The sequence below is a fragment of the Nonomuraea sp. NPDC048826 genome (genome assembly GCF_043198225.1).
Taxonomy (GTDB): domain Bacteria; phylum Actinomycetota; class Actinomycetes; order Streptosporangiales; family Streptosporangiaceae; genus Nonomuraea.
Genome location: NZ_JBICUQ010000006.1, coordinates 266,871 through 291,494, shown reverse-complemented (window position 1 = coordinate 291,494; position 24,624 = coordinate 266,871). Strand labels below are relative to the sequence as shown.

Sequence of the window (24,624 nt, the reverse complement as noted above, 5' to 3'; positions counted from 1 at the left end):
GTGGAGCCGCGGTAGACCTCGTAGCCGGTGACGGCGACGTTGTCGGTGGAGGCGTTCCAGGCGAGGGAGACGCTGGTGCTGGTGACGCCGGTGGAGCGGAGGTTGGCGGGCACCGAGGGGGCCTGGGTGTCGCCGCCGCCTCCGGTGGAGGTGCGGGCGGTGACGGCGGCGCCGGCGGCGGAGCGGTTGCCGGCGGCGTCGCGGGCGCGGACGGTGTAGGTGTAGGCGGTGTCGGCGCTGAGTCCGCTGTCGGTGTGGCTGGTGCCGGTGACGGTGGTGATCAGGGTGGAGCCGCGGTAGACCTCGTAGCCGGTGACGGCGACGTTGTCGGTGGAGGCGTTCCAGGCGAGGGAGACGCTGGTGCTGGTGACGCCGGTGGAGCGCAGGTTGGCGGGCACCGACGGGGCCTGCGTGTCACCGCCTCCGCCGCCGGTCGGCAGCCACAGCGCGAGCACGTTCGGCGGCTCCCAGCCGGGCTGTGAGGTGTGGCTCTGACGGCATTCGTACTCGACACCCTGGTAGGTGACGCGGGTGCCCGTCGTGTACGCGGTCCACGGCGCCCATGCGGCGAGCGCGGCGAACCCGGAGGAGGCGGACGAGGAGGCGGTGGCCGTGGACGGGACGGCGACCAGCACGGCGAGCGGCATGAGTAACGCGGCGAAGAAGGCCAGGACTCTGTGGTTCATGGTGCTCCGGCATCCGATTCGGGGGGTGAGCAGGGGGATGGGAGTCGTACGACCAGGAAACTATTAGTAAAGTTTCCTTTAAATTGATCTCGAAGATAACCCGTTGGCGAGCCGGTCGTCAAGCGCACCGCAAGTCCCTTGACCGCACTGTCCGGCACAATCGAGGCATGCCATCGATCAGCGGAGTCCGCCCCCTGCGCACCACCGACCCCCAGGAGATCGCCGGCTACGCCCTGCGCGGACGCCTGGGCGAGGGCGGGCAGGGCACCGTGTTCCTCGGCGAGTCGTCCGCCGGGCAGCGGGTGGCGGTCAAGCTCCTGCACGCCGACTTCGGCAACGACACCGACGCCCGGCGCTACTTCCACCGCGAGCTGGCCGCGCTGCAGCGGGTGGCCCCGTTCTGCACCGCGCGGGTGCTCGCCGCCGACCCCGAGTCCGACCCGCCCTTCGTGATCAGCGAGTACGTGGAGGGGCCGTCGCTCCAGGAGGCGGTGCGCGACCGCGGCGTCCTGACCGGCACCGACCTGGACCGGCTGGCCGTGGCCACCGCGACGGCCCTGGGCGCCATCCACTCCGCGGGCATCGTGCACCGCGACTTCAAGCCGGGCAACGTGCTGCTGGCCGCCGACGGGCCACGGGTGATCGACTTCGGCATCGCGCGCCCCTTCGAGGGCACCGCCGCCCCGGTCAGCGGGATCGTCGGCACTCCCGCGTACATGGCTCCCGAGCAGCTGGCCGGACACCCGGCGGGGGCGCCGCTCGACATGTTCGCCTGGGCCTGCACGATCGCGTTCGCGGCCAACGGACGGCCGCCGTTCGGCCAGGAGCCGATGCCGGCCGTCATCAACCGGATCCTCAACGGCCAGGCCGACCTGGGGCAGCTGTCCGGGCGGCTGCGCGACTTCGTGGCCGCATGCCTGGTCAAGGACCCGGCGTGGCGGCCGACGGCCCAGCAGGTGCTGCTCGGCCTGATGGACAAGAACCAGGGGGCGTTCGCCACGGCCAGGCCGGGCACCCTCCCGCCGCCCAGCGGGCCGCCCGTGCCGCTGCCCCCGCCGGGCACCGGCCCCTCGTCACAGCCCGCGTCGATGCCGCCGGGCGCGCCGCCCACCCAGCCCGGCCGCAGGCGGGCGGGGATGGCCATCGGCGCCTCCCTCGTCGCCGGGGCGGTCACGGTGGCCACCGTCGCCGTGACGCTCGTGCTCAACCTGGACCGCCCGTCCGGCGGCGGCGCGACCGCCACCCCGACGCCCAGCGCCGCCACCGGCACCCCGTCACCGGTGCAGAACCAGATCGCCCGCTCGCCCCGGCTGGGCATCGAGGTGTGGCAGGGCGGCGCGGCGAGCACGATGGCGTTCTCCGACCCCGGCAAGGAGATCAGCAGCGTCACGATGAAGGCAGAGCCGTTCGAGCTGCGCTTCCCCACGCTCGCCAAGGACACCGCCGCCCAGATCTGCGCCTGGACCGACGACTCGGTCTTCCGCATCGAGCGGGGCGGCAAGGTCGAGGACCACTCGTGCTACACCCCCGGCACCGGCATCGCCGACTACGAGCACGGGTCGGGCACCCTCTACCTGAACGAGCAGGGCCACAACTACCTGATCGACACCCGGGTGGCCAAGCACACGGACGCCCAGGACAAGGTGTTGTTCTCCACCATCGCCAAGGACGGCGCCACGACCCAGGTCGATCAGTGGAAGGGCGACGTCTACCTCTCGTTCTTCGTCGACCGTGACGGCGACGGGCAGTTCGACCTCACCGGCCCCGCCGAGTACGAGTATCTGGTGCTCACGTTCCCCCGGTGACCGGTCAGGCGGAGCGCTCGCGGCGCACGCCGGTGGCGCCGATGCCGCGGCGGGCGTAGAAGTCGTCCAGCGCCGCCAGCACGCCGTCGATCGTGGCCGGCGCGTACCCGCCGTCGCGGAGATGGCGCCGGTAGCCGTGCGCGGCGCCGACGGCGGCGGCCATGTCGCCGAGCGGGTCGCGGCCCAGCGCGCCCCCGGCCGAGGCCCGCGCGGTCCACGACAGAAAGGCGCGCACCCGGGTCAGGTAGCGCGACTTGCTGGACTCGGCCAGCCGGGCGCCGGCCAGGGCGGCGGCGTAGGCCGCGAACATGCCGTCGTAGGGGTGCGGCAGCCCGGTCTTGGCGCGTACGGTCACGGGTCTCTCCTGAGCGGGGCGAGGGGTCTGCCAGCATGACACCGGCCCGCGGCGGTCAGCCGGTAGGGGCGGGAGTCACCGGCGGGAGGGACTTTGGCCCCTACAGCACCAGCGCTCCCGCGTGCTGCACTGGCCATCATGGGCAGCAGTGTGCATGGCGCCCCACCCGTCCTGATCCAGGGCGGCATGGGCGTGGGAGTGTCGGGATGGCGGCTGGCGCGGACGGTGTCCCGCGCCGGGCAACTGGGCGTGGTGTCGGGGACGGCCCTGGACCTCACCCTGGCCCGCCGGTTGCAGCGGGGCGACCCCGGCGGCGACCTGCGCCGGGCGCTGGCCGCCTTCCCGGTGCCCGAGGTGGCGGGCCGGGTGCTGGGCCGCTACTTCGTGCCCGGCGGCATTCCCGAGGGCGCGCCGTACCGGCCCGTCCCCCGGCTGGGGCTGCGGCAGAGCCGCGCGCTGGACGAGCTGACCGTGGTGGCCAACTTCGCCGAGGTCTATCTGGCCAAGGAGGGCCACGACGGGCTGATCGGCGTCAACTACCTGGAGAAGATCCAGATGGCCATGCCCGCGGCCGTCTACGGCGCGATGCTGGCCGGGGTCGACTACGTGCTGGTCGGGGCGGGCATCCCGGCCGAGATCCCGCACCTGCTGGACCAGCTGGCCGCGCACCGCCGGGGGGAGATCACCGCCACGGTGGCGGACGGCGACAGTCAGCCGGTCGCGGTGGAGCCGCACCGGCTGTTCGGGCGCACGCTCCCGCCGCTGCCGCGGCCCCGGCTGCTCGCCATCGTCTCCTCCCACGTGCTGGCCATGTACCTGGCCCGCACGCCGCGCACCCGCCCCGACGGGTTCGTGCTGGAGTCGCCGGTGGCCGGCGGGCACAGCGCGCCGCCGCGCGGCCGGATGACGCTCGACGAGCGGGGCGAGCCGGTGTACGGGCCGCGTGACGAGGTGGACATCGCCAAGGTGGCCGCGATCGGGCTGCCGTTCTGGCTCGCCGGCGGCTACGGCACCGCCGAGGGCCTGGCCGCGGCGCTGGCCGCCGGCGCGAACGGGGTCCAGGTCGGCTCGGCGTTCGCGCTCTGCCGCGAGTCGGGGCTGGACCCGGCGCTCAGGGACCGTCTGCTGCGGGGCGCCGTCGCCGGCACGCTCCGGGTGCGGAACGACCCGCTGGCCTCGCCGACCGGGTTCCCGTTCAAGGTCGCCGACGTGCCCGGCACGCTCGCCGACCCGGCGGTCTACGCCGACCGGCCGCGGCTGTGCGATCTGGGATATCTGCGCACCCCGTACGAGAAGGAGGACGGCGCGATCGGTTACCGGTGCCCCGCGGAGCCGGTCGACGTCTACGTGCGCAAGGGGCGGCCGGCCGAGGAGGCGGAGGAGCGGCGGTGCCTGTGCAACGGGCTGCTCGCCGCCATCGGGCTCGGCCAGCACCGCCCCGACGGCTACGCCGAGCCGCCCCTGCTCACGCTGGGCCAGGACGCCGGCTTCCTGGCCGACCTGCCGGCGGACCATTCGGCGGCCGACGTGATCGAGCTGATCCTGGAGGGGGCGCGGGTGCGCACCGCCTAGCCTGTGGGACATGCGTCTGACCGCTTTCACCGACATCTCGCTGCGGATCGTCATGCGCCTGGCCGTGGTCCGGGGTGACGAGCTGATGACGACGCGGGCCATCGCCGACGCGCTCGCGGTCCCGTACACGCATGCGGCCAAGGCGGTGGCGCGGCTGAGCGAGCTGCGGCTGGTGGAGGCCAGGCGCGGGCGCGGCGGCGGGCTGCAGCTCACCGAGCGGGGGCGCACGGCGTCGGTGGGCGCCGTCGTGCGCCGGCTGGAGGGCGACGGCGAGGTGGTGGGCTGCGAGGACCCGCTGCTGCCGTGCCCGCTGCGCGCCGCCTGCCGGTTGCGCGGCGCGCTCCGCGAGGCGCAGGAGGCCTTCTACGCCTCGCTCGACCAGGTCACGATCGCCTCGCTGGTGACGGAGCCCGCGGGGCCGGTGCTGCTGTCGCTGACCGGCCCTCCCGAATGAGGGACCGGGGGAGCGCCCACTTAATATGCATCTCAGATTCCAATTATCTGGGAGGTTCCCCCATGCTTTCCGCGGAAAGCGCGGCCGTCATCCGCGCCACGCTCCCCGTCGTCGGCGCGGCTCTGGACACGATCACGACCAGGTTCTACGCGACCATGTTCGCCGACCGTCCCGAACTGCTCGACGGCACGTTCAACCGGGGCAACCAGCGCAGCGGCGAGCAGCGCAGGGCGCTCGCCGGGTCCATCGCCGGCTTCGCGTCCGCGCTGCTGGCCCACCCGGACGAGCGCCCCGACGCCCTGCTGGCGCGCATCGCGCACAAGCACGCCGCCGTCGCCATCACCGACGACCAGTACGTGATCGTGCACAAGTACCTCTTCGGCGCCATCGCCGAGGTGCTCGGCGACGCCGTCACGCCCGAGGTCGCCGCCGCCTGGGACGAGGTCTACTGGCTGATGGCCGGCGCGCTGATCGCCCTGGAGGCGCGCATCTACGCCCAGGCCGGCGCGCGTGACGGCCGCACCTGGCGGACCTGGCGGGTGGCCGACCGGCGCGAGGAGACGGACGACGTCATGTCGCTGATCCTGGCGCCCACGGGCGACGAGCCCGTCCCGCCCGCGCTGCCCGGTCAGTACGTGAGCGTCCGGGTGCGCATGCCCGACGGGGTCCACCAGCTCCGGCAGTACTCGATCTCCGGGTTCGGCGAGGGCGGCATGCGCCGCATCACCGTCAAGCGGGTACGCGGCGAGGGCGCACCCGACGGCGAGGTGTCGAACCTGCTCTGCACGACCGTTCGGCCCGGCGACGAGCTGACACTGTCCGCGCCCTTCGGCGACGTCACGCTCGGCGACGGCGACCGGCCGCTCGTGCTCGTCTCCGCCGGGATCGGCTGCACCCCCATCACCGCCATGCTCCAGCACCTGGCGCTCACCGCCGACGAACGCCGCGTCCTGCTCCTGCACGCCGACCGCTCCGCCGCGCACCACCCGCTCCGCATGGACATGGAGCAACTGGCCGACGCGCTGCCCGGCGCCGACCGGATCTTCTGGTACGAGGAAGGCCCCGGCGGCCGGTCGGGCCGGATCGACCTGACCGGCGTGGACGTCCCCGCGGACGCGGTGGTGTACCTGTGCGGCCCGCTGGAGTTCATGCGGGACGCGCGGGAGCGGCTGATCAAGGCCGGGGTGGCGCCGCGCGACCTCCACTACGAGGTCTTCGGCCCCGACCTGTGGCTTCCGGCCGCCTGACAGAGGACCAAAGACCCTGTCGGCCGCGGCGCCCGGCGGTGAGCCTGGAGGTGAGGAGGACAGGATGTGCAACTACTGCGGATGCCGTGACTTCCCGCTGATCGGACGGCTCTCCGAGGAACACGCCGAGATCGGGGAGGTCGCCCGCACGCTGCGCCGGGCCGTCGACCAGGCCGCCTACGACGAGGCGCGGGAACTGCTCGACGAGTTGCTCGCCCTGCTCCTGCCGCACACCGCCGAGGAGGAACGCGGTCTCTTCGCCGAGCTGCGGGAGGAGGGCAGCTTGGAGGAGGAGGTCGACCGGCTCTGCGGCGAGCACGCGGAGATCCACGGCGTGCTCGCCGCCGTCGACCGGGAGAACCCCGACTGGAATCGGGTGCTGGGCGCGGTCTCGCGGCTGCACCTGCACATCGACAAGGAGGAGCACGGCCTGTTCCCGGCCGCCGTGATCGTCCTGCCGATCCCGGCCTGGGAACGCATCACCGCCTGATTCAGAACGGCTGCCACATGCCGATGCGGACCGGCACACCGGGGGAGGCGTGCACGAGCGGGTCGTGCCCGGCGTCGGGCAGGCCCGCCGAGCGCAGCAGCGTCTCGTCCAGCTCCAGCAGCTCGGCGCGGTGCAGCGGCCAGGGCGGATGCTCCACCAGGGCGGTGACGGGCCGCCCCGCGACCGTCGAGAACAGCCGGAACCTCGCGGTCAGGAAATGCGCCAGCTCGTCCCGCTCGCGCTCCGTCAGCACCAGGCCGACCTTGGTCTCGGCGTGGCAGCGGGCGCCCCGCGGCCCCGGCCAGATCCGGCGGCACCGGTAACGCCAGCGACCGGCGTCGACCCGTACCGACATGTCGGACCAGTGGTACGGCAGCCAGTAGCCGGCCCGGCCCCCCAGCATCGCGGGCAGCCGGCCGGCGTCGAGCGAGAAGAACCAGATCCCGGATCGCCCCCGCTCGTCGCGCACGTAGGTGCGCAGGTTGGTCTCAGGGAACCTCGACACCCACGGCAGCGTGGGCAGACCGGGCGCCCGCACGTCCTCCATGAGGAAGGGCGTCATCCCGACCCAGGCCGTCCCGTCGAACGTCTCGACCGCGAACCGGTCGGGGACCAGCGCCCGGACCGTCGCCTCGGGATAGCGCCAGTGCAGGAACGTCATGTTCGACCAGCGGTGATACATCACCGGCCGGGCGACGCGGGGCGTGGGCGGGGCCTTCATGTCCCGCCCCTACCCGCTCGGGGGCCGTTAAGCGATCAGTCGAACTGGCCCCGCCCGGCGATGCCGAGCTCCTTCGCCACGTCGTTCATGTTGTCGTAGCGGCGCTCCGGCAACGACCGCAGCGCGGACAGCACCGAGTCGGGCGCGAACTGCTCCTGCGCCCGCTCCACCAGCTCCTTCTTGTCCGCCGGGAAGGCGTGCACGCCGCTGATCCAGCGTGCCAGGTCGCTCCGGCTGTCGACCTCGTCCGGGCTCAGGCCCTCGGGCGAGCCGGGCTCGTGGCCCTCCGGGCGCGCGGTCCCGCCCAGGCCGCCCTCCCCGGGCGCGTCGCCCGTCGGCTCCGGTTGACGGTACTCCTGCGCCCGGCCGTCGCTCTGGCCCTGGACGATGCCCTGCGTCTCGTGCTTCTGCTGCTCGTCCACGCGCGGGCCGTGCTTGTCGCTGCCTCGCTGCTGCTCCATGCCACCGTTCCTTCGTTCGCGGTCGTGTCGTGTGCCGGTCCTCGTTCAGTGCCCGTACGGGTCAGTAGGGCCGGCCGGTGCCCTCGCCCGGCAGGTAGCCGCCGTCATCCGCGTCGGTGCGGCCCGATCCGGCGTCCGGGTCGTCGTCGTCGGAGTCGACCCAGTCGGTGTCGCCGCTCAGATGACCGCCTGCCGGGACGCGCTCGCCGAGGATCCTGCCGTCATCCTCGACCTCGCCGCGGCGGTCTTCGTCCGCGTCGCGACCGGTTGACGTCGAGTAAGCACCTTTGCCATCTTTTTTCGGCATTTTGGGCATCAGGTCTCTATTCCGGTTCGACCCGCATGGCGGCCTCTTCGGCGGTGTAGCCGCCCGCGTCCGGGCCGACGTCACGGGCCACCTCGTCCGGCTCCGTGTCGGGATGCGCGCCCTCGTCGGCGGCCACCAGGCGACCGGCGCGGGCGGGCTGGTCACCCGGGTCCGCCCCCTCGTCCTCCTGGAAGGACGTGTCCAGGTCGGAGCCGACACCCAGGCCGCCGTCCTCGGTGAGCGGCCGATCGTCGGGGTCGGTCACCGGAGCCCGCTGCACGGTCACCGGCGTCTCCGCGCCGAAGGCCGCCTCCTCCTCGGGCACCTCGCGCTCCAGGCGGCCGTCCAGCGACTCGCCCTGGATCTGCTCGTCGGCCGTGGTGCCGAAGTCGTCCACGCCGACGGGGCGGTCGCCCGGGACCGGCGCCTCCTGCGGGTCCTCCGCCCAGCGCTGTCCCGGCGTGCCGTCCTGGAGATCCGGTATCCCCTCGTCCTCGAGCCGCGAGCGCGGATCGCGTTCAGGCGTGTGCTCAGTCACAACGTCCCCCTCCAGGTCTTTCGGCCGTCTCTTCGCCCGCTACCCCGGACAGCCGCGCCCTCACAGGAGACGTGGACTCAACGGAAGGCGAGCCCCTCGAAAGCGCCCGACGAACGCCACCGGTCGATGTAGTCGAAGAACGCCGTCGCGCCGTGCGGGTAGCCGACGAACAGCCGGCCGAGCAGCCCCGCGTCCTGCCCCTCGTTGTTGTAGTAGCCCGGCGTGCAGTCGGCCCCCCCGAGCAGCCCGCCCGTCCCGGACAGCAGCAGCTCCACCCAGGCGTCCTCGGCCTCCCGGGTCACCTCGACCTCGCGGTGCCCGTGGTCGAGCGCGTGCCTGACGATCGTCGCGATGGTCGCGCCCGACTCGGTGAGGTTGTGCGGGATGTTGGAGACCAAATTCGCGCCCTGCGTGGGCTGCACGATGAAGGCGTTGGGGAAGCCGTGCGCGTGGATGCCGTGCAGCGTGCGCATGCCGCCGGCCCAGTGCTCCGACAGCCTGACCCCGTCGCGCCCCACCAGGTCGTAGCCGGCCCGCCGGGTGAACTCGGTGCCGACCTCGAAACCGGAGGCGTAGATCAGGCAGTCGAGCGCGTACTCCCGGCCCGCCACCACGACGCCGGCCTCGGTGATCCGCTCGACGCCCTGGCCGTCGGTGTCGACCAGGTGGACGTTCGGCCGGTTGAACGCCTGGAGATACGCGTCGTGGAAGCAGGGGCGCTTGCAGAGCTGGCGGTACCACGCCTTGAGCCGCCGGGCCGTCTCCGGGTCCTCGACCACGGCGTCCACCCGGGCCCTGATCTCCGTCATCTTCTCGAAGTCCGAGTCCTCGAACGCGGCCAGCATCCGCTCCAGGGTCCGCTCGGCCGGCGGCAGCGCCGCGATCCTGGAGCGGACCCGGCGGGCGATGTCGGTCCAGCCGTCCATCACCAGGTCCTCGTCGGCCAGCACGCCGGTCTGCATGGCGGTGAAGTTCTCCAGCCAGCGCCGCTGCCAGCCCGGGGTGGCGATCGAGGCGAACCACTCGGGGTCGGTCGGCCGGTTGTCGCGCACGTCCACCGACGACGGCGTGCGCTGGAACACGTACAGCTCCCCGCAGGCCCGCGCCAGGTGCGGCACGCACTGCACGGCCGTGGCGCCGGTGCCGATGATGCCCACCCGCCGGTCGCCGAGCCGGTCCATCGGCGCGCCCGACGGGTCGCCGCCTGTGTAGGCGTAGTCCCACCGGCTGGTGTGGAAGGAGTGGCCGCGGAACTCCTCCACCCCGGGGATGCCGGGCAGCTTCGGCACGTGCAGCGGCCCGATCCCCATGGCCACGAACCGCGCCGTGAACGCGTCGCCCCGGTCGGTCGTGACGATCCACCGGGACCGCGTCCCGTCCCACTCCAGGCCGGTGACCTCGGTGTGGAACAGCGCGTCGTCGTACAGGCCGTAGTGCTTGCCGATGCGCCGGCAGTGGTCCAGGATCTCCGGCGCGTGCGCGTACTTCTCCGTGGGCATGTGGCCGGTCTCTTCGAGCAGCGGCATGTACACGTACGACGCGGTGTCGCACTGCGCGCCCGGGTAGCGGTTCCAGTACCACGTGCCGCCGAAGTCGCCGCCCTTCTCGACGACGCGCACGTCCTCGACGCCGGCCTCCTTCAGCCGCGCCCCGGTGAGCAGGCCGGCGAAGCCGCCGCCGATGAACGCCACGGTCACGTCGTCGGTCTTCGGCTCCCGCTCGGTCCTCGGCGTGTACGGGTCGTCGAGGTAATGGGAGAAGCGGCCGGTGAGCCGGATGTACTGGTCGTTGCCGTCGGGGCGGAGCCTCTTGTCACGCTCTTCTCGATATTTCAGCCGAAGGGCCTCTTTGTCCACCACGATGCGCGCTCCCTAAGACGGGATTCCAGAATGGCATTCCGAAATAGCGCCGACAAGAGCCGTCAGAGCGCCCGCGGCAGCTGCGGATCGCGGATCCACGAGCCGAGCACCAGCAGCGTCTTGGTGCCCGTCACGTCGCCCGCCCGGCGCAACCGGTCGATCACCTGCTGCAGGTGACCCAGGTCGCGGACCCGGACGTGGATGAGCGCGTCCGGGTCACCGGCGATCGTGAACACCTCCTGCACCTCCGGCACGGTCGCCGCGGTGCGCACGATGTCGGCCACCGGCGTCGTGCCCGGATAGCGCAGCTCGGTGAACGCCTCGATGCCCCAGCCCAGCTTCGCGTAGTCGATCTCGACGGTGAAACCGGTGATCACGCCGAGCTCCTTGAGCCGGTCGACCCGCCGCTTGACCGCCGCCACCGACAGCCCGACCCGCTCGGCCATCTCCGAGAACGTCCGCCGGCCGTCCTCCCGGAGCAGGCGCAGCAGCCGGTGATCGATCTCGTCCACCTCTGACATGGACCACACCCTCCTCGGCGGCGCAAAGAAGACCGCGGATTTCGCCATCATTCTCAAACTCTTTGCGTCTTTCAACCACCAGTCGCGTTGACTCTTGCGCCTACCCCGGTCGCGTTGCTGTGCTGGGGGTTCCCCCGGTTCACGAAGGAGGCTCGCGTGAGCGTGACCCCCGTCGAGGTGTCGATCGACGACAAGTACGCGGCCGAGAGCGGCCGGGTGCTGATCTCCGGCATCCAGGCCCTGATCCGCCTGACACTGGAGCAGCGCAGGCTCGACCGCGAGCGCGGCCTGGACACCCGGGTCTTCGTCTCCGGCTACCAGGGCTCCCCGCTGGGCGGCGTCGACCTGGAGATGGGCCGGGCCGCGCGCTTCCTGGAGCCCGCCGGCGTCGTCTTCAAGCCCGGCCTGAACGAGGAGCTGGCCGCCACCGCCGTGGCCGGCACCCAGCTCCTCGACGCGCTGCCGGGCCGCCGCCACGAGGGGGTGACCGGCTTCTGGTACGGCAAGAACCCCGGACTGGACCGGGCCGCCGACGCCATCCGCCACGGCAACGTGGCCGGCACCGCGCCGCTCGGCGGGGCGGTGGCCTGGATCGGCGACGACCCCGGCAGCAAGTCCTCGACCGTGCCCAGCACGTGCGAGCCCATGTGCCAGAGCCTGTCGATGCCGCTGCTCGCGCCCGGCTCCGTCGCCGAAATCATCGAGTACGGGCTGCACGCGGTGGCGCTGTCCCGCGCGAGCGGCCTGTGGACCGGCCTGAAGATCGTCGCTGACGTGGCCGACGCCGCCGCCACCGTCGAGGTCGGCGGCGACCACGGCGTCCCCGAGCCCGCGCGGCCCACCGGCCCGCGCAAGCCGCCGGTGCTGGTCGGCCCGGCCTCGCTCGATGCCGAGCACGACATGCTCACCCGCCGCCTCGACGTGGCCCGCGCCTACGCGACCGCGCACGGGCTGAACCGCGTCGTCTTCGACGCGCCGCACGCCAGGCTCGGCATCCTCGCCTCAGGCACCGGCTTCGCCGTGGTCCGGCGAGCGCTGGCCGACCTCGGCCTGGACGAGCGCGCCATGGCGGACCTCGGGATCCGGCTGATCAAGATCGGCATGCCGTTCCCGCTCGACCACGCCGCGCTGGCCGCCCAGACCGCCGGCCTGGAGCGGGTGCTCGTCGTCGAGGACAAGGTGCCGTTCCTCGAAGGCCACCTCAAGCAGGCCCTGTACGGGGGCGAACACACCCCGGTCGTGCACGGCCGGGACCTGCTCACCGCCCGCGGCACGCTCGGCGCCGACGAGGTGGCCGAGGCCGTCGCCCGCTGCGCCGGCCCCGAGAACCTGCCCAGGAAGCCGGTCCGGCCCAGGCCCCGGCGCACCCTGCCGCTGGTCGCCGCCCGCACCCCGTACTTCTGCTCGGGCTGCCCGCACAACACCTCCACCCGCACCGCCGACGACATCCTCGTCGGCGTCGGCATCGGCTGCCACGCCATGATCGCGCTCGACGGCGACGGGCGCGGCACCCAGGTCGGGCTCACCCAGATGGGCGGCGAGGGCGCCCAGTGGATCGGGCTCGCGCCGTTCACCGACGACCGCCACTTCGTGCAGAACCTCGGCGACGGCACCTTCCACCACTCCGGCTCCCTCGCCCTCCGCGCCGCCGTCGCCGCCGGGGTGACGATGACCTACAAGCTCCTCTACAACGACGCCGTCGCCATGACCGGCGGCCAGCGCGCCGAGGGCCGCCTCGACGTGCCCGCCCTCGCCCACGAACTGGCCCTCGAAGGCGTACGGGAGATCGTCGTCACCACCCCCGAGCCGGAGTCGTACCGGGGAGTCCGGCTGCCCGGCATCGCCCGCGTCCGCCACCGCGACGAGCTCCAGCAGGTCGAGCGCGAGCTCGCCGCGATCGACGGCGTCACCGTGCTCATCCACGACGACCGGTGCGCCGCCGAGGAGCGGCGACTGCGCAAGCGCGGCAAGCTGGCCGTCCCGGCCGCCAAGGTCGTGGTGAACGAGCGCGTCTGCGAGGGCTGCGGCGACTGCGGCGACGTCTCCACCTGCCTGTCGGTGCAGCCGGTGGAAACCGAGTTCGGCCGCAAGACCCGCATCCACCAGCCGTCCTGCAACACCGACCTGAGCTGCCTCAAGGGCGACTGCCCGTCGTTCCTGCTGGTCGAGCCGGGCACCAGGCGCGCGCACCAGGTGCCCGACCTGCCCGTCGAGCCCGGCGAGCCGGACCGGAAGGTCGGCGACACCGTGCTCGTCCGGATGCCCGGCATCGGCGGCACCGGCGTCGTCACCGTCTCCCAGATCCTGCAGATGGCCGCCCACCTCGACGGCCTGCACGCCGCCGGGCTGGAACAGACCGGGCTGGCGCAGAAGGGCGGCCCGGTCGTCAGCGACGTGCGCATCTCGCCGCGGCCGCTCACCGGATCCGTGCGGGCCGGGCGCGGGACCGTGGACGTGCTCATCGGGTTCGACCTGCTCGGCGCCGCCGCCGACGGCAACCTGGCGGTCGCCGACCCCGGCCGGACCGTCGCCGTCATCGACACCTCGGTCGTGCCCACCGCCGCCATGGTGACCGGCCGCGCCACCGTGCCCGGCTCACCCGCCGACGCGCTGGCCCGCGTCGAGACCGCCACCTGCTCCGCCGCCAACCTCTACGTGGACGCGCACGGGCTGGCCGAGGCGCTCTTCGACGACCACATGCCGGCCAACATGCTGCTGGTCGGCGCCGCCTACCAGCACGGCTGCCTGCCCGTCTCCGCCGACGCGATCGAACGCGCCATCCGGCTCAACGGGGCCGCCGTCGACAAGAACGTGGCCGCCTTCCGCTGGGGCCGCGCCCTGGCCGCCGACCGCGACGCCGTGCTCAAGGCCGCCGGACTCGCCGTCGCCTTCGAGCCCACCGGCCTGGAGGAGGCGGTCGCCATCCGCGCCGCCGACCTCACCGGCTACCAGAACGCCTCGTACGCGCGCACGTACGAGGACGACGTGCGGCGCGTCCACGCGCTCGCGGCCGAACGCGCCGGCCAGGAGCCGGGGGCCCGCATCGCGCTCGCGTACGCCAGGAGCCTGCACCACCTCATGGCCTACAAGGACGAGTACGAGGTCGCCCGGCTGCACCTCGACCCCGCGGAGCGGGCCCGGCGGGACCGCGAGTTCGGCGCCGACGCCAAGGTGGCGGTGCTGCTGCACCCGCCCGCGCTGCGCGCCCTGGGCATGAAGCGCAAGATCAAGCTGCGCCGCTCGGCCGGGCCGCTGTTCCGCGGCCTGCGCGCCGCCCGCGTGCTCCGCGGCACGCCGCTCGACCTGTTCGGGCGCGCGGAGGTGCGCCGGGTCGAGCGGCGGCTCATCGGCGAATACCGTGAGCTCATGAACGACGCCCTCGCCCGCCTCACCCCCGCCACCGCCGACGCGGTGGCCGAGCTGGCCGCGCTGCCCGAGAGCATCCGCGGGTACGAGGACATCAAGCTGGCCCGCGTCGCCGCGTACCGGGAACGCGCCGCCACGGCCCTCGCCGCCCTCGCCCAGCAACGCCAACCGGCATCATGAGAACCCTCGGACCGCTCGTCAGGAGAGACCGTGACCGTTGACCGCCTGCTGCCCGGCCAGGACGCCCGCGACCTCATCGACCTGACCCGCGAGATCGCCGACAAGGAGCTCGCCCGCCGGGCCGACGAGCACGAACGCGCCGAGACCTACCCGTCAGGCCTGTTCCCGCTGCTGGGCGAGGCGGGGCTGCTCGGCCTCGCCTACCCGGAGGAGTACGGCGGCGGCGGTCAGCCGTACGAGGTCTACCTGCAGGTCATCGAGGAACTGGCGGCCCGCTGGGCCTCGGTCGCCGTCGCGGTGAGCGTCCACACCCTCGCCTGCTTCCCGGTCCACACCTACGGCAGCGACGAGCAGAAGTCCCGATGGCTGCCCGACATGCTGGCCGGCCGGATCATCGGCGGCTACAGCCTTTCCGAACCCCAGGCCGGCTCCGACGCCTCCGCCCTCGCCTGCCGCGCCACCCCCGCCGACGGCGGCTACCGGATCACCGGCACCAAGGCGTGGATCACCCACGGCGGCATCGCCGACTTCTACGCCCTGTTCGCCCGCACCGGCGAAGGCAGCCGCGGCATCTCCTGCTTCCTCGCCCCCGGCGCCGCCGACGGCCTGACCTTCGGCCGTCCCGAGGAGAAGATGGGCCTGCACGCCGTCCCCACGACCACGGCCCACTACGACGACGTCCTGCTGGAATCGTCCCGCCTGGTGGGGTCGGAAGGCCAGGGCCTGCAGATCGCCTTCAGCGCACTCGACTCCGGCCGCCTCGGCATCGCCGCCTGCGCCGTCGGCCTGGCCCAGGCCGCCCTGGACGAAGCGGTCGCCTACGCCAAGGAACGCCAGACCTTCGGCAAGCGCATCATCGACCACCAGGGCCTCGGCTTCCTCCTGGCGGACATGGCCGCCGCGGTCGACGCGGCCCGCGCCACCTACCTGGACGCCGCACGCCGCCGCGACGCCGGGATGCCGTACTCCCGGCAGGCGTCGGTGGCCAAACTGGTGGCCACGGACGCCGCCATGAAGGTGACGACGGACGCGGTGCAGGTGTTCGGCGGGTACGGATACACCCGGGAGTTCCGCGTGGAGCGGTACATGCGCGAGGCCAAGATCATGCAGATCTTCGAGGGCACCAACCAGATCCAGCGGCTCGTCATCAGCCGCCACCTGGCCAAGTAACCCGAGAACCCCGCTTCCCGGTGGTGGGAGGCGGGGTTCGAGGCCTTCGGGGCGCGCGCTATGTCAGCCGCAGGCCTTCGCGGTGGTGCCCGAGCCCTGGTTGGCGGTGCCCGAACCCTGGTTGACCGTGGCGTTGCCCCAGGCGCAGATGCCGGGCGCGTAGATCATGTTGCCCCAGTGCCAGCCGTTGTTGCCGGCGCTGTAGCTGAAGGAGTCGTCCGCGCCGTCGGTGTAGAGGCGGATCGTGCCCTTCGCGCGGGAAGAGACCTTGATCTGCGTCCAGTTGGTCTTGCACTTCGACGACCAGTACAGGTAGATCGTCCCGAGCACGTCGCCGCCCGAGTTCTTGATGGAGGCCTTCTTCGACACGGTGGCTCCCTCGTCGCAGTTCGTCGCGTAGGGATCCTTGTGGTCGTAGGCGTGCGCATACGCGGGCGAGGCCAGCAACGCCAGGGCGCTCACCGCCGCGCCCGCCGCCATCGCCGCACGCGAGATCTTCCGCATACATTCCTCCCGATTCGAGTGACAGCCAGGAGGCTACGAAGACCCGCCCATACGGACGCCATAGAGTCGCCACAGGTTCTCCCCGCCCTGACGCCCGTAAGGCCCAGCCACCAGCGCGGATGCCCGACCCGGACCGGTCAGAGGATCTCGCGCAGGATCGCCATCGCCTGGTCGACGTCGTGGCCGTCCCGCACCTGCTGGGCGAAGAGCAGGATGTCCTCCAGATAGCGCGCCTTGCGGTAGTAGGCGAAGCGGTCCCGGTCGAACTCGCCCTCCGGGGCGTAGCCGTCGAGGAACCAGGCGCGCTCCCGCTCGGTGACGCCGAAGAAGTCGAGGCCGAGCACCAGCATCAGATCCCACTCGCGCGGGGCCAGCATGGCGTCGTCCCAGTCGATCAGCCACACGCCCCCGTCGTCATCATCCAGGAGGACGTTGCCCAGGTGCGGGTCGCCGTGGGAGACCACCAGAGGAGCGGGCGGCAGGCTCGCGGCCAGCCCGGCCGCCTCGTCGAGCAGCCTGGCGACCTTCGCGTCGGCGTCGCGGCGCGTCCACAGCGCGAGCAGCGGGCCGTCCACCGGCCGCACCCGCGCCGCCAGGCCCGTCACCACCGCCTGGAGGTCACCGATCCGCGGAAGCCCCACAGGCGCCCGCGCGGCGTGGACGGACGCCAGCAGGCGGCCGTAGGCCCGCCACCGCTCGGCCGTCATCAGCCCCGAACGGAAGGCGGGACGGTCGGACACCCACGGCACCACCGACAGCCGCCACCCCTCGCGCACGCTCCACGGCCTGCCGTCGCGGGCGGGCAACGGGCGCGGCACCCCCGGAAGGTCCAGGCGCGCGGTGAGCTCCAGACCGGCGACGGCACCGGTCCGGGAGAACTTGACGGCATAGGCCTGTCCGTCGCCCGCCACGACGCGCCACAGCAGGGCGTTCGCGTCGGCGCCTCCATCGACGGCGACGGCCTGCTCGACGGCGAGGCCGAAGTCCTCCAGGACCCAGTCGGGACGCAACACGACCTCAGTAGACCAGGCCGTCCTGGCCATCCTCACCCGCTTATTCCGAGGGTAGACCACTCGTGGGTAAGGTGAACGGCTCGGGCCACCCCCATCCGGTACATGGCCCAGACGCAGGTCAGCTGCAGGACGGCCGCCGGCACGCCGTACTCGAAGGTGTGGAGAAGCGGCCACGGCCCGGTGCACGCCTCCGTCGGGCTGGGACGCGGCCGAACGAACGCGGATGGCAGGGACCAGCCCGGGGAACTGGCTAGCCTTCGCGGGTGAGCTTCGGCAACTATGCCCGCCGGGTGCGTGATCCCGCTCTGCCTCACCCGTGGCGGGTGTCCGCGCTGCGTTCCTGCGTGCAGTTGTATCGGCCGCTCGGGTTCGAGGCGACGTTGAGTTTCCTCGAGTCCGAGGCCGGGAGATTCCGACGCGACGAGGCGGCGCTGCTTCGCGCTCTCGACCTCATCGAGGCGAGTCGCGCCGCCCTGCGTACCGAACTCCAGGCGTACGCGACGAAGCGCAGGGAGGCCAAGGCCCAGGGCCGGCGGACTCCCCGCGCGGATGAGGCGAATCCGAACTTTCAAGCGCGGTGGTACTGGTACGGCGCTCCCCGGGAAGCCGCGTTGCACGCGTTACGGTTCTGGCGCAGCCGGCGCTTGCCGCAGCTGCTGCCTTCCGCGGACCCGGCTCTCCTGGAGCTCGGCAGATGCGTGGACGAGTGCCTGGACGCCGTTCTCACGAAAGACGCCGTTTCCACAGAAGACGCCGTTCTCACGGAAGAGCGCCGTGACGCCTTGGGCGCCCGGGTGAGGGAGCTGGAGCGACACCTGGACTCGTGGGACCGGCTGCTGGTGGTCCGGCACATCGAGGTGGCATCGGGCCTGCGGTAGTTCACTGCGGGGGCCCGCTTCGTGCTCTGCCCGTCTCCAGTTCCTCGGTCAGGAGCGTCAGCAGGCCGGGGAGCCGGCGCTACCCCTCAGTGCCGCCTCCTGACGAAGCCGAGGGCCATGAGCAGGACCGCCGTACCCAGGCAGGCGACGGAGAGCAGCAGCAGGTCGTTGCCGTCCGTGGGCATGATCCGCACCGCCCCGCCGCGGACCGCGGCCTCGAAGTCCTCCGGCAGGCCGGCGGGGATCCGATCGAGCTCGGCCGGGTCCGGCGCACCGGCCGGCATGACAAGGGGCAGGCCGAGGGCGAGGCCGAGCAGGACGAGCAGTGCGGCCCCGTCCATGGCGCCCACGGCCTGCGACGCAGCAGCACCACGGCAGCCACCAGGGCGGCGACGCCCAGGCCGGCGCCGAGGGTGACGGGGCCGGGCGCGAGGACGGCGGGGGCGAGTGGCAGCAGGATCGCCAGAACGCCTAAGGCGGGAATGGAGGGTCGCGACGACACAGCGACGCGTCTATCGCCCTCGCCGCGATCATGTCAAGCCGGGCGCCTTCGACTAGGCGAGTCAGGCTTTTCCCGACAAGTCATCAATAACAGCCTCATTGCATTGCATTTCCGGCATTGTGTCCGGGGGATCCGGGCCGCTACAACCCACTTTGAAGCGAGTGGAGGCGTGGGATGTCGGGGATCACTGGTCGGCGTGTGGTGCGGGTGCTGGCGGCGGCCGTCGGGGGAGCGGTGGCGGCGGGGGTCGTGGTCGGGGGTGCGGCGCGGCTGCTCATGAGCCTGATCGTGATCGCGGCCGCCGAGGAGAGCACCTTCACGTTCGTCGGCACCCTGGGCGTGGTGCTCGTGTTCTCCGTGCTCGCCGTGCCCGCGGCGCTGACCGCGGCCGCTCCGGCGATGGTGCGGCTGGCGGGACGGTGGGTGACCGCGTGTGTCACCGGGTTCGGCGTGGCGAGCACCGGGTTCGCCGACGGCGCGGCCATCATCCTGGCCCCTGACAGCCGCATGACGTACATCGCGATGCTGGTCGTCGGGTTCGGGGCGGTCGTGGTCGCCCATGGCCGGTTCGCCCAGTACGTGTCGCGGCGGCTGGCGGGCGAGGCGGCGCGGCCTGCCGACGCCGAGCGGGAGCTCGCCGCCGCCTGACGGAGTGCCGGCGCCGGCTTCAGCGGCGGGAGGCCAGGTCGTTGAGGGTCTCCGTCGTACGGTGCAGCCAGTCGGCGATGACCTCCAGCTCGCGCTCCGAGTAGCGTTCGTGCAGTTTCACCATGGCCTGGGCGATGCCGAGCTGGTCGCCGGTGGCGGGGCCGGGCTCGGGCTCGACGGCGGGGCGGACGATCACCTTGCGCCGGTCGTCGGGGTGGCGGTCGCGGACGACGAGGCGGCGGGCCTCGAGCCGGTCGATCAGCACGGTCACCGAACCGGTGGCCAGGCGCAGCCATTGGGCGATCTCGCCGGGTGTCATGGGGCCCTGGATGCGGAGCAGCGCGTACGCCTGGAAGTCGGTCGGGTTGAGGTCGAGACCCAGCGACATGGTGTGGAGCAGCCGGACGAGCCCTGCCGCGAGCCGCTGGCCGTCTTCCTGGATGTCCAGATAGAGGCGCTCGCGGGATCCGGCGCGCGAGGTGTCCATCTTTCTCCCTACGACCAGCGCGGTGTCGGTCGCAATTCTAGGGGCAGCTCCGTCTTGGACGGGGGCCGGTGCACGGTCATCCTCTTCATCGTATATCTTGATTTTCGAGAAGCTTGTTTTTCTAGCTATCAGGAGAGCCGAAGGATGTCCGTCCACGACACCCGTCCGCGGACTGGTTCGCAGCACCGGCGAGCCCGGCCGCGGCACCACCGCGCATGGTACGGAGCGGCCGTGCTCATCGCGCTGGTCTGGCTGTTCGGCGCGGGGCCGCTCGGTAGTTTCATGGGCAAGCTGACCGAGGTCCAGACCAACGACCAGTCCGCCTTCCTGCCCATCGGGGCCGAGTCCACCGAGGTCCAGGAGGCCAAGCGGGCGTTCGAGGACGACGACGCGGTGCCCGCCTTCGTCGTCTACTCGGCCGACCAGCCGCTCGGCCAGGAGACCCTGGCCGGGATCGCCCAGGACGCGCAGCGGATCTCCGGCGAGTCCTGGATCCAGGGTAAGGTCGCCGGGCCCGTCCCCGGCACCGAGGACAAGAGCGTCGCGCAGCTCATCGTGCCGATCAGCGACCAGGTCGAGGCGGACGTCGCCGTCGACGAGCTGCGGGCCCTGCTGCAGGACAGCGCGGCCGAGGGCACGACCGTGCAGGTCGCCGGGCCCGCCGCGCTCGGCGCCGACCTGGGCGCCGCCTTCGGCGGCATCGACGGCACGCTCCTGCTGGTCGCCCTGGGCGCGGTGCTGATCATTCTGATCGCGGTCTACCGGTCGCCGGTGCTGCCGCTCGTGGTCATCATCGCCGCGATGCTCGCCCTCGTGCTCGCCGCCTTCGTCGTCTACCTGATGGCCGACGCCGGGTGGATCGAGCTGAACGGGCAGAGCCAGGGCATCCTGTTCATCCTCGTCGTGGGCGCGTGCACGGACTACGCCCTGCTCATGGTCGCCCGCTACCGGGAGGCGCTGTACGAGCGGGCGCGGCCGATCGAGGCCATCAAGGTGGCGGTGCGCGGCACCGTCGAGCCCATCGTCGCCTCCGGCGGCACCGTGATCCTCGGCGTGCTCTGCCTGCTGGCCAGCGACCTGGCCTCCAACCGCGGCCTGGGTCCGGTCGCCGCGCTCGGCATCGGCGCCGCCCTGATCTCGGCGCTCACGTTCCTCCCCGCGGTGCTGCTGCTGCTCGGCCGGGCCGCGTTCTGGCCGCTGGTGCCGCGCGCCGGCGCAGACGAGGGGGACTCCGACTCGACCCTGGCCATCGTGCGCCGCCACCGGGTGTGGGGCCGCGTCGCCAAGTCCGTGGAACGCCGGCCGCGCGCGTACTGGATGCTCACCATCGTGGCGCTGGCCGCCGCCGCGGCGTTCGTGCCGCAGTTCAAGGCTGAGGGCACCTCGCAGCTCGACGTGTTCCGCACCGAGGTGGAGTCCGTGGCCGGCCAGCGGACGCTGGAGCGCGGCTTCGGCGCCGGCAGTTCGGCCACGCCCGCCACCATCCTCACCGCCTCCGGCAAGCTGGACGAGGTCAAGGCCGCCGCCGAGACGGTGGACGGCGTCACCGAGGTCACCCCGGTCGGCGCGGACGGTCAGGCCAAGATCGTCGACGGGCGGGCGCTGCTGCACGCCACGCTCGACGCGCCCGCGGAGTCCACGGAGGCCGTGGACATCGTCCGCGACCTGCGCGCCGCCGTGCACCCCGTGCCGGGGGCCAACGCGCTGGTCGGCGGCACGTCGGCGGTCACTCTGGACACGCTCGACACCTCAGAACGCGACCTGCGCGTGGTGATCCCGCTGGTGTTGCTGGTCGTGCTGATCGTGCTGGTCATCCTGCTGCGTTCGCTGGTGGCGCCGCTGGTGCTCATCGCGACCACGGTGCTGTCCTTCGCGACCGCGCTGGGCGTCGGCGCGCTGGTCTTCAACCACGTGCTCGACCTGCCGGGCGCCGATCCGGCGGTGCCGCTGTTCGCGTTCGTCTTCCTGGTGGCGCTGGGCATCGACTACAACATCTTCCTGATGACCCGGGCCCGGGAGGAGACGATCCGGCACGGCGAGCGCGAAGGCACGCTGCGCGCGCTCACGCTCACCGGCGGCGTCATCACCTCGGCCGGCGTGGTGCTGGCGGCGACGTTCGCGGCGCTCGCCGTGCTGCCGCTGCTGTTCCTGATCCAGCTGGCCTTCCTGGTGGCCTTCGGCGTCCTCCTGGACGCCCTGATCGTGCGGTCGCTGCTGGTGCCCGCGCTGTCGCTGGACATCGGGCGCCGGATGTGGTGGCCGAGCCGGTTGTCTCGCTGACCGTTCAGACGGCGGCCTCGCGAGGACGGAAGATCTTCCGTACGCCTGCCGCGATCCAGATCGTGGCCAGCGCCGCGTAGGTCGCCAGGAGAGCCGGGGGGAAGGCCGCGGTGACCACCGCGGCCAGGGCGGCCGCCGCGAGGAGGACCGCCCAGCCGTACAGGATGCGCCGCCCGGCCGGCGAGCCGGTGTGGGCGGCCTCCTGGACGGGGGTGACCAGCGCCATGGTCGCCGCACCGGCGGACCCGAGGCCCGCCAGGCCGAGGCCGATGCCGAGACCGAGCAGGGCCGCGCCCGCCGCCACCAGCCCGCAGCACAGCAGCGACACCCGGGCGGCCGGGCCCTCGAACAGCAGCCGGGTGGCCTTGCCCCTGGCCAGGCGGAGCGTCGTCCAGGACTCGGCGATCCAGGCCGCCCAGTGCAGCAGCGCGATGATCACGAAGACGGCGATCAGCGGAGGCATCGCGGGCAGCAGGAACACCAGCCACCATCCGCCCACGAACCGCTCCCTGAGCCGTGACAGCGTGCGGTGGAGCGGATTGCGCTGCTTGAGCGCGTCCACCAGGGAGTCCCTGGCCGCGTCGAAGCCCGGGTCCAGCCGGAGCACCTCGCGGAAGGAGTCGGCGGCGGATCTCGGGTCGCCCTTCGCCAGCGCGGCGTTGCCCTGGGCCCAGTGCGCCAGCGCGCTCTCCGGGTTGTTGCGCACCGCCTGGGCTGCGGTTGCCCTGGCCTGGTCGCCCCGGCCGAGCAGGACCTGCGCGATCGCCAGCAGGCTGGCCAGGTCGGAGTCCTGCGGGTCCAGCGCCAGGCCGCGGCTCGCGGCCTCGGCCGTCTGGACCCAGTCGCGCCGTTTCATGTGCACGCGGGCGAGCAGGTCCCAGGCGGGGGCGTGCTCCGGCGAGAGGGCCAGGCAGGCGACGGTCGCCCGGGCCGCCTCGTCGATCCGGCCCGCCCGGTGGTGCACCTGGCCGGACATGTAGTGCGGCATCCAGTGGTCGGGCGCGAGCCGGACCGCCTCGCGCGACTCCTCCAGCGCCTCCTCCGTACGGCCCTGCTGGACGAGGGCCAGGCCCAGCAGCGCGTGGCCGCCGACGTGCTGGGGCTGCTCGGTGAGGAGGCCGCGCAGCTCACGTTCGGCGTCCGCCGGACGGCCCAGCTGGAGTAACAGGCGCCCCCGCTCCAGCGCGTCGCTCGCGTTCACCATTTGCGCTGGATCCAGGGCATCAGCTCGTCCCAGACGCCGGACTCGTTGGCGTGCATCACGTAGTTGCGCGCGGTCGCCATCCACTCGCGCACCGCCGTGGGCCTGGCCGTCTTGGCCGCCGCCAGCAGGTCGCGCGTCGAGAGGGGGACCGGCCGGCCGGCGCGGATCGACTCATGGAGCTTGGCCTCGACCGCGCGGTCCACCAGACCCTTGAGGTCGGCGCCGACGAACTGGTCGGTGACCTTGGCCACCGCGTCGAAGTCGACCTCCGCCAGCGGCTTGTCGCGGCACAGGATGCGCAGGATCGCCGCCCGCGCGTGCGCGTCCGGCGGCGGTACGAAGACGAGCTGGTCGAACCGGCCCGGACGGCGGAACGCCACGTCGATGTACCAGGGCGCGTTCGTCGCGGCCAGCACCAGCACGCCCTCGTTGGCGCTCTGGTCGACGCCGTCCAGCTCCGCGAGGAACTGGTTGACGACCTGCCGGGTGTGCGCCTGCCGCATGTCGGAGCGGCGCGCGGCCAGCGCGTCCACCTCGTCGAAGAACAGCACGCACGGCCGGTGACGCCGGGCCAGGTCGAACGTGGCCCGCAAGTTGCGCTCGCTGGAGCCGACGTACATGTCGAGGATGTCGGCCAGGCCGACGTTCACGAACGCCGCGCCGAGCTCCCCGGCGGCGGCCCTGGCCAGGTGGGTCTTGCCGGCGCCCGGCGGCCCGTACAGCAGCACGCCGCCGCCGGCCCGCTTGCCGAAGGCGGCGAACAGCTCGGGCTGCTGGATCGGCAGCAGCAGCTTGACCCGGAGCGCCTCCTTGACCTCGTCCATCCCGGCGACGTCGGCGAAGCTGAAGGCGGACCGCTCGACCTCGGCGGTGGCCCGCTCGTGGGTGGCCGTGGCGGGCGCCGGATAGGCGTCTTCCGCCGCGGGCCCGGATGGCTCGGTGACGACCGGCGGCGGGGCTGTCAGCCGGGCCGCCAGCTCCGGGTCCGCGACGGACGGGTCGCGCGAGACCGCCTCGTGGTAGCGGTACGCCGCCTGGTGCACGTCCCCCTCGCCCAGCAGGGCGCGGGCCGCCAGGATCCCCACGCGCGGCGGGTGACCGCCCCCGGCGAGCATCGGCTCCAGCGCCGCGAGCGCCGCACCGTACGAGCTCTGCCGGACGAACGCCTCGGCCAGTCCCGCCACGATGTCCGGGTCCTGCGGCGCGAGCACGAGCGCGGCACGGAACTCGGCCTCGGCGTCGGCGAGATACCCCTTGCTCAGCAACTGCTCGGCCAGATGGCGGCGCAGGGGCAGGTTGTCCGGGGAGAGGCGCGCGGCTTCGCCGAGCGCCTTCAAACCGGGGTCGTCGACCACGTGCCCGGTCCCTTCTGTCGC

The 24,624-nt window shown here is 72.8% G+C and carries 24 protein-coding genes; 10 read left to right on the top strand and 14 right to left on the bottom strand.

Translation table 11 applies throughout. The features are described from left to right. Positions 1-686: carbohydrate-binding protein (locus tag ACGFI7_RS23140; protein ID WP_393407775.1), on the bottom strand; the 686-nt coding region annotated here is incomplete at its 3' end. Between the two features lie 167 nt (positions 687-853). Between ACGFI7_RS23140 and ACGFI7_RS23135 the strand changes: the two genes are divergently transcribed. Next, a complete protein-coding gene (locus ACGFI7_RS23135; RefSeq protein ID WP_393407773.1) occupies positions 854-2,491 on the top strand; it encodes a serine/threonine protein kinase in 1,638 nt (545 codons plus the stop codon). A gap of 4 nt (positions 2,492-2,495) precedes the next feature. Here ACGFI7_RS23135 and ACGFI7_RS23130 read toward each other — a convergent pair whose 3' ends face one another. Beyond that, positions 2,496-2,846 (bottom strand): hypothetical protein, encoded by a 351-nt coding sequence (locus ACGFI7_RS23130; RefSeq protein WP_393407771.1) that lies wholly within the window; start codon positions 2,844-2,846, stop codon positions 2,496-2,498. Positions 2,847-2,984: 138 nt separating this feature from the next. Between ACGFI7_RS23130 and ACGFI7_RS23125 the strand changes: the two genes are divergently transcribed. The 4 genes from ACGFI7_RS23125 (at position 2,985) to ACGFI7_RS23110 (ending at position 6,609) form a co-directional block, all read left to right on the top strand. After that, a complete protein-coding gene (locus tag ACGFI7_RS23125; protein WP_393407769.1) occupies positions 2,985-4,418 on the top strand; it encodes a nitronate monooxygenase in 1,434 nt (477 codons plus the stop codon). 10 nt (positions 4,419-4,428) lie between these two features. Beyond that, the gene (locus ACGFI7_RS23120) at positions 4,429-4,872 is read left to right on the top strand and encodes an RrF2 family transcriptional regulator (RefSeq protein ID WP_393407767.1); all 444 of its coding nucleotides are present in this window, start codon (positions 4,429-4,431) and stop codon (positions 4,870-4,872) included. A gap of 62 nt (positions 4,873-4,934) precedes the next feature. Beyond that, a complete protein-coding gene (locus ACGFI7_RS23115) occupies positions 4,935-6,119 on the top strand; it encodes a globin domain-containing protein (protein ID WP_393407764.1) in 1,185 nt (394 codons plus the stop codon). A gap of 64 nt (positions 6,120-6,183) precedes the next feature. Further along, the gene (locus ACGFI7_RS23110) at positions 6,184-6,609 is read left to right on the top strand and encodes a hemerythrin domain-containing protein (RefSeq protein WP_393407762.1); all 426 of its coding nucleotides are present in this window, start codon (positions 6,184-6,186) and stop codon (positions 6,607-6,609) included. Position 6,610: 1 nt separating this feature from the next. Here the strand turns inward: ACGFI7_RS23110 and ACGFI7_RS23105 are convergent, their stop codons facing one another. From ACGFI7_RS23105 to ACGFI7_RS23080, 6 genes are all read right to left on the bottom strand, one after another. Next, positions 6,611-7,330, bottom strand: a complete 720-nt coding sequence (locus tag ACGFI7_RS23105; RefSeq protein WP_393407760.1) for a YqjF family protein — start codon at positions 7,328-7,330, stop codon at positions 6,611-6,613. A 35-nt stretch (positions 7,331-7,365) separates the two neighbouring features. Further along, positions 7,366-7,791, bottom strand: a complete 426-nt coding sequence (locus ACGFI7_RS23100) for a DUF2795 domain-containing protein (RefSeq protein ID WP_393407757.1) — start codon at positions 7,789-7,791, stop codon at positions 7,366-7,368. Between the two features lie 61 nt (positions 7,792-7,852). Next, on the bottom strand, positions 7,853-8,107 hold the full coding sequence (locus ACGFI7_RS23095; protein ID WP_393407754.1) for a hypothetical protein: 255 nt from the start codon (positions 8,105-8,107) through the stop codon (positions 7,853-7,855). A 7-nt stretch (positions 8,108-8,114) separates the two neighbouring features. Further along, entirely contained in the window at positions 8,115-8,636 is a 522-nt protein-coding gene (locus tag ACGFI7_RS23090; protein WP_393407751.1) for a DUF5709 domain-containing protein, read from the bottom strand. A gap of 77 nt (positions 8,637-8,713) precedes the next feature. Then, complete coding sequence (locus ACGFI7_RS23085) at positions 8,714-10,495, bottom strand: flavin-containing monooxygenase (RefSeq protein ID WP_393407749.1); 1,782 nt, start codon at positions 10,493-10,495, stop codon at positions 8,714-8,716. 62 nt (positions 10,496-10,557) lie between these two features. Beyond that, entirely contained in the window at positions 10,558-11,016 is a 459-nt protein-coding gene (locus tag ACGFI7_RS23080; RefSeq protein WP_393407747.1) for an Lrp/AsnC family transcriptional regulator, read from the bottom strand. Positions 11,017-11,172: 156 nt separating this feature from the next. Here ACGFI7_RS23080 and ACGFI7_RS23075 point away from each other — a divergent pair, with 156 nt between their 5' ends. Continuing rightward, complete coding sequence (locus tag ACGFI7_RS23075) at positions 11,173-14,562, top strand: indolepyruvate ferredoxin oxidoreductase family protein (protein ID WP_393407744.1); 3,390 nt, start codon at positions 11,173-11,175, stop codon at positions 14,560-14,562. 30 nt (positions 14,563-14,592) lie between these two features. After that, the gene (locus ACGFI7_RS23070) at positions 14,593-15,732 is read left to right on the top strand and encodes an acyl-CoA dehydrogenase family protein (protein ID WP_393407741.1); all 1,140 of its coding nucleotides are present in this window, start codon (positions 14,593-14,595) and stop codon (positions 15,730-15,732) included. Positions 15,733-15,795: 63 nt separating this feature from the next. Here the strand turns inward: ACGFI7_RS23070 and ACGFI7_RS23065 are convergent, their stop codons facing one another. Together ACGFI7_RS23065 and ACGFI7_RS23060 are read right to left on the bottom strand one after the other, a co-directional pair. Further along, positions 15,796-16,236, bottom strand: a complete 441-nt coding sequence (locus tag ACGFI7_RS23065) for a DUF2690 domain-containing protein (protein ID WP_393407738.1) — start codon at positions 16,234-16,236, stop codon at positions 15,796-15,798. Between the two features lie 137 nt (positions 16,237-16,373). Beyond that, on the bottom strand, positions 16,374-17,249 hold the full coding sequence (locus ACGFI7_RS23060) for a phosphotransferase enzyme family protein (protein ID WP_393407736.1): 876 nt from the start codon (positions 17,247-17,249) through the stop codon (positions 16,374-16,376). A 263-nt stretch (positions 17,250-17,512) separates the two neighbouring features. Between ACGFI7_RS23060 and ACGFI7_RS23055 the strand changes: the two genes are divergently transcribed. Further along, positions 17,513-18,127, top strand: coding sequence for a hypothetical protein (locus tag ACGFI7_RS23055; RefSeq protein WP_393407733.1), 615 nt, complete (start codon positions 17,513-17,515; stop codon positions 18,125-18,127). A gap of 86 nt (positions 18,128-18,213) precedes the next feature. Here the strand turns inward: ACGFI7_RS23055 and ACGFI7_RS23050 are convergent, their stop codons facing one another. Then, positions 18,214-18,468 (bottom strand): hypothetical protein, encoded by a 255-nt coding sequence (locus ACGFI7_RS23050; protein ID WP_393407730.1) that lies wholly within the window; start codon positions 18,466-18,468, stop codon positions 18,214-18,216. 335 nt (positions 18,469-18,803) lie between these two features. Between ACGFI7_RS23050 and ACGFI7_RS23045 the strand changes: the two genes are divergently transcribed. Continuing rightward, the gene (locus tag ACGFI7_RS23045; RefSeq protein ID WP_393407728.1) at positions 18,804-19,277 is read left to right on the top strand and encodes a hypothetical protein; all 474 of its coding nucleotides are present in this window, start codon (positions 18,804-18,806) and stop codon (positions 19,275-19,277) included. Between the two features lie 19 nt (positions 19,278-19,296). On the opposite strand, the gene ACGFI7_RS23040 is transcribed toward ACGFI7_RS23045, so the two are convergent. Further along, a complete protein-coding gene (locus tag ACGFI7_RS23040) occupies positions 19,297-19,764 on the bottom strand; it encodes a MarR family winged helix-turn-helix transcriptional regulator (RefSeq protein WP_393407725.1) in 468 nt (155 codons plus the stop codon). Between the two features lie 144 nt (positions 19,765-19,908). Between ACGFI7_RS23040 and ACGFI7_RS23035 the strand changes: the two genes are divergently transcribed. Beyond that, positions 19,909-22,044: an MMPL family transporter gene (locus tag ACGFI7_RS23035; RefSeq protein ID WP_393407723.1), complete on the top strand. Its 2,136-nt coding sequence runs from the start codon at positions 19,909-19,911 to the stop codon at positions 22,042-22,044. 4 nt (positions 22,045-22,048) lie between these two features. Here the strand turns inward: ACGFI7_RS23035 and ACGFI7_RS23030 are convergent, their stop codons facing one another. Both ACGFI7_RS23030 and ACGFI7_RS23025 read right to left on the bottom strand, forming a co-directional pair. Continuing rightward, on the bottom strand, positions 22,049-23,248 hold the full coding sequence (locus ACGFI7_RS23030; RefSeq protein WP_393407720.1) for a tetratricopeptide repeat protein: 1,200 nt from the start codon (positions 23,246-23,248) through the stop codon (positions 22,049-22,051). Continuing rightward, positions 23,242-24,603: an AAA family ATPase gene (locus tag ACGFI7_RS23025; protein WP_393407717.1), complete on the bottom strand. Its 1,362-nt coding sequence runs from the start codon at positions 24,601-24,603 to the stop codon at positions 23,242-23,244. Before ACGFI7_RS23025 ends, ACGFI7_RS23030 begins: the two co-directional genes overlap by 7 nt. Between the last annotated feature and the right edge of the window lie 21 nt (positions 24,604-24,624).

Excerpts from the sequence above, each read along its gene's own strand:
- ACGFI7_RS23135 (WP_393407773.1), top strand. The coding sequence starts at position 854 with ATGCCATCGATCAGCGGAGTCCGCCCCCTGCGCACCACCGACCCCCAG.
- ACGFI7_RS23125 (WP_393407769.1), top strand. The coding sequence starts at position 2,985 with ATGGGCAGCAGTGTGCATGGCGCCCCACCCGTCCTGATCCAGGGCGGC.
- ACGFI7_RS23120 (WP_393407767.1), top strand. The coding sequence starts at position 4,429 with ATGCGTCTGACCGCTTTCACCGACATCTCGCTGCGGATCGTCATGCGC.
- ACGFI7_RS23115 (WP_393407764.1), top strand. The coding sequence starts at position 4,935 with ATGCTTTCCGCGGAAAGCGCGGCCGTCATCCGCGCCACGCTCCCCGTC.
- ACGFI7_RS23110 (WP_393407762.1), top strand. The coding sequence starts at position 6,184 with ATGTGCAACTACTGCGGATGCCGTGACTTCCCGCTGATCGGACGGCTC.
- ACGFI7_RS23105 (WP_393407760.1), bottom strand. The coding sequence starts at position 7,330 with ATGAAGGCCCCGCCCACGCCCCGCGTCGCCCGGCCGGTGATGTATCAC.
- ACGFI7_RS23100 (WP_393407757.1), bottom strand. The coding sequence starts at position 7,791 with ATGGAGCAGCAGCGAGGCAGCGACAAGCACGGCCCGCGCGTGGACGAG.
- ACGFI7_RS23095 (WP_393407754.1), bottom strand. The coding sequence starts at position 8,107 with ATGCCCAAAATGCCGAAAAAAGATGGCAAAGGTGCTTACTCGACGTCA.
- ACGFI7_RS23080 (WP_393407747.1), bottom strand. The coding sequence starts at position 11,016 with ATGTCAGAGGTGGACGAGATCGATCACCGGCTGCTGCGCCTGCTCCGG.
- ACGFI7_RS23065 (WP_393407738.1), bottom strand. The coding sequence starts at position 16,236 with ATGCGGAAGATCTCGCGTGCGGCGATGGCGGCGGGCGCGGCGGTGAGC.
- ACGFI7_RS23050 (WP_393407730.1), bottom strand. The coding sequence starts at position 18,468 with ATGGACGGGGCCGCACTGCTCGTCCTGCTCGGCCTCGCCCTCGGCCTG.
- ACGFI7_RS23045 (WP_393407728.1), top strand. The coding sequence starts at position 18,804 with ATGTCGGGGATCACTGGTCGGCGTGTGGTGCGGGTGCTGGCGGCGGCC.
- ACGFI7_RS23040 (WP_393407725.1), bottom strand. The coding sequence starts at position 19,764 with ATGGACACCTCGCGCGCCGGATCCCGCGAGCGCCTCTATCTGGACATC.
- ACGFI7_RS23035 (WP_393407723.1), top strand. The coding sequence starts at position 19,909 with ATGTCCGTCCACGACACCCGTCCGCGGACTGGTTCGCAGCACCGGCGA.
- ACGFI7_RS23030 (WP_393407720.1), bottom strand. The coding sequence starts at position 23,248 with ATGGTGAACGCGAGCGACGCGCTGGAGCGGGGGCGCCTGTTACTCCAG.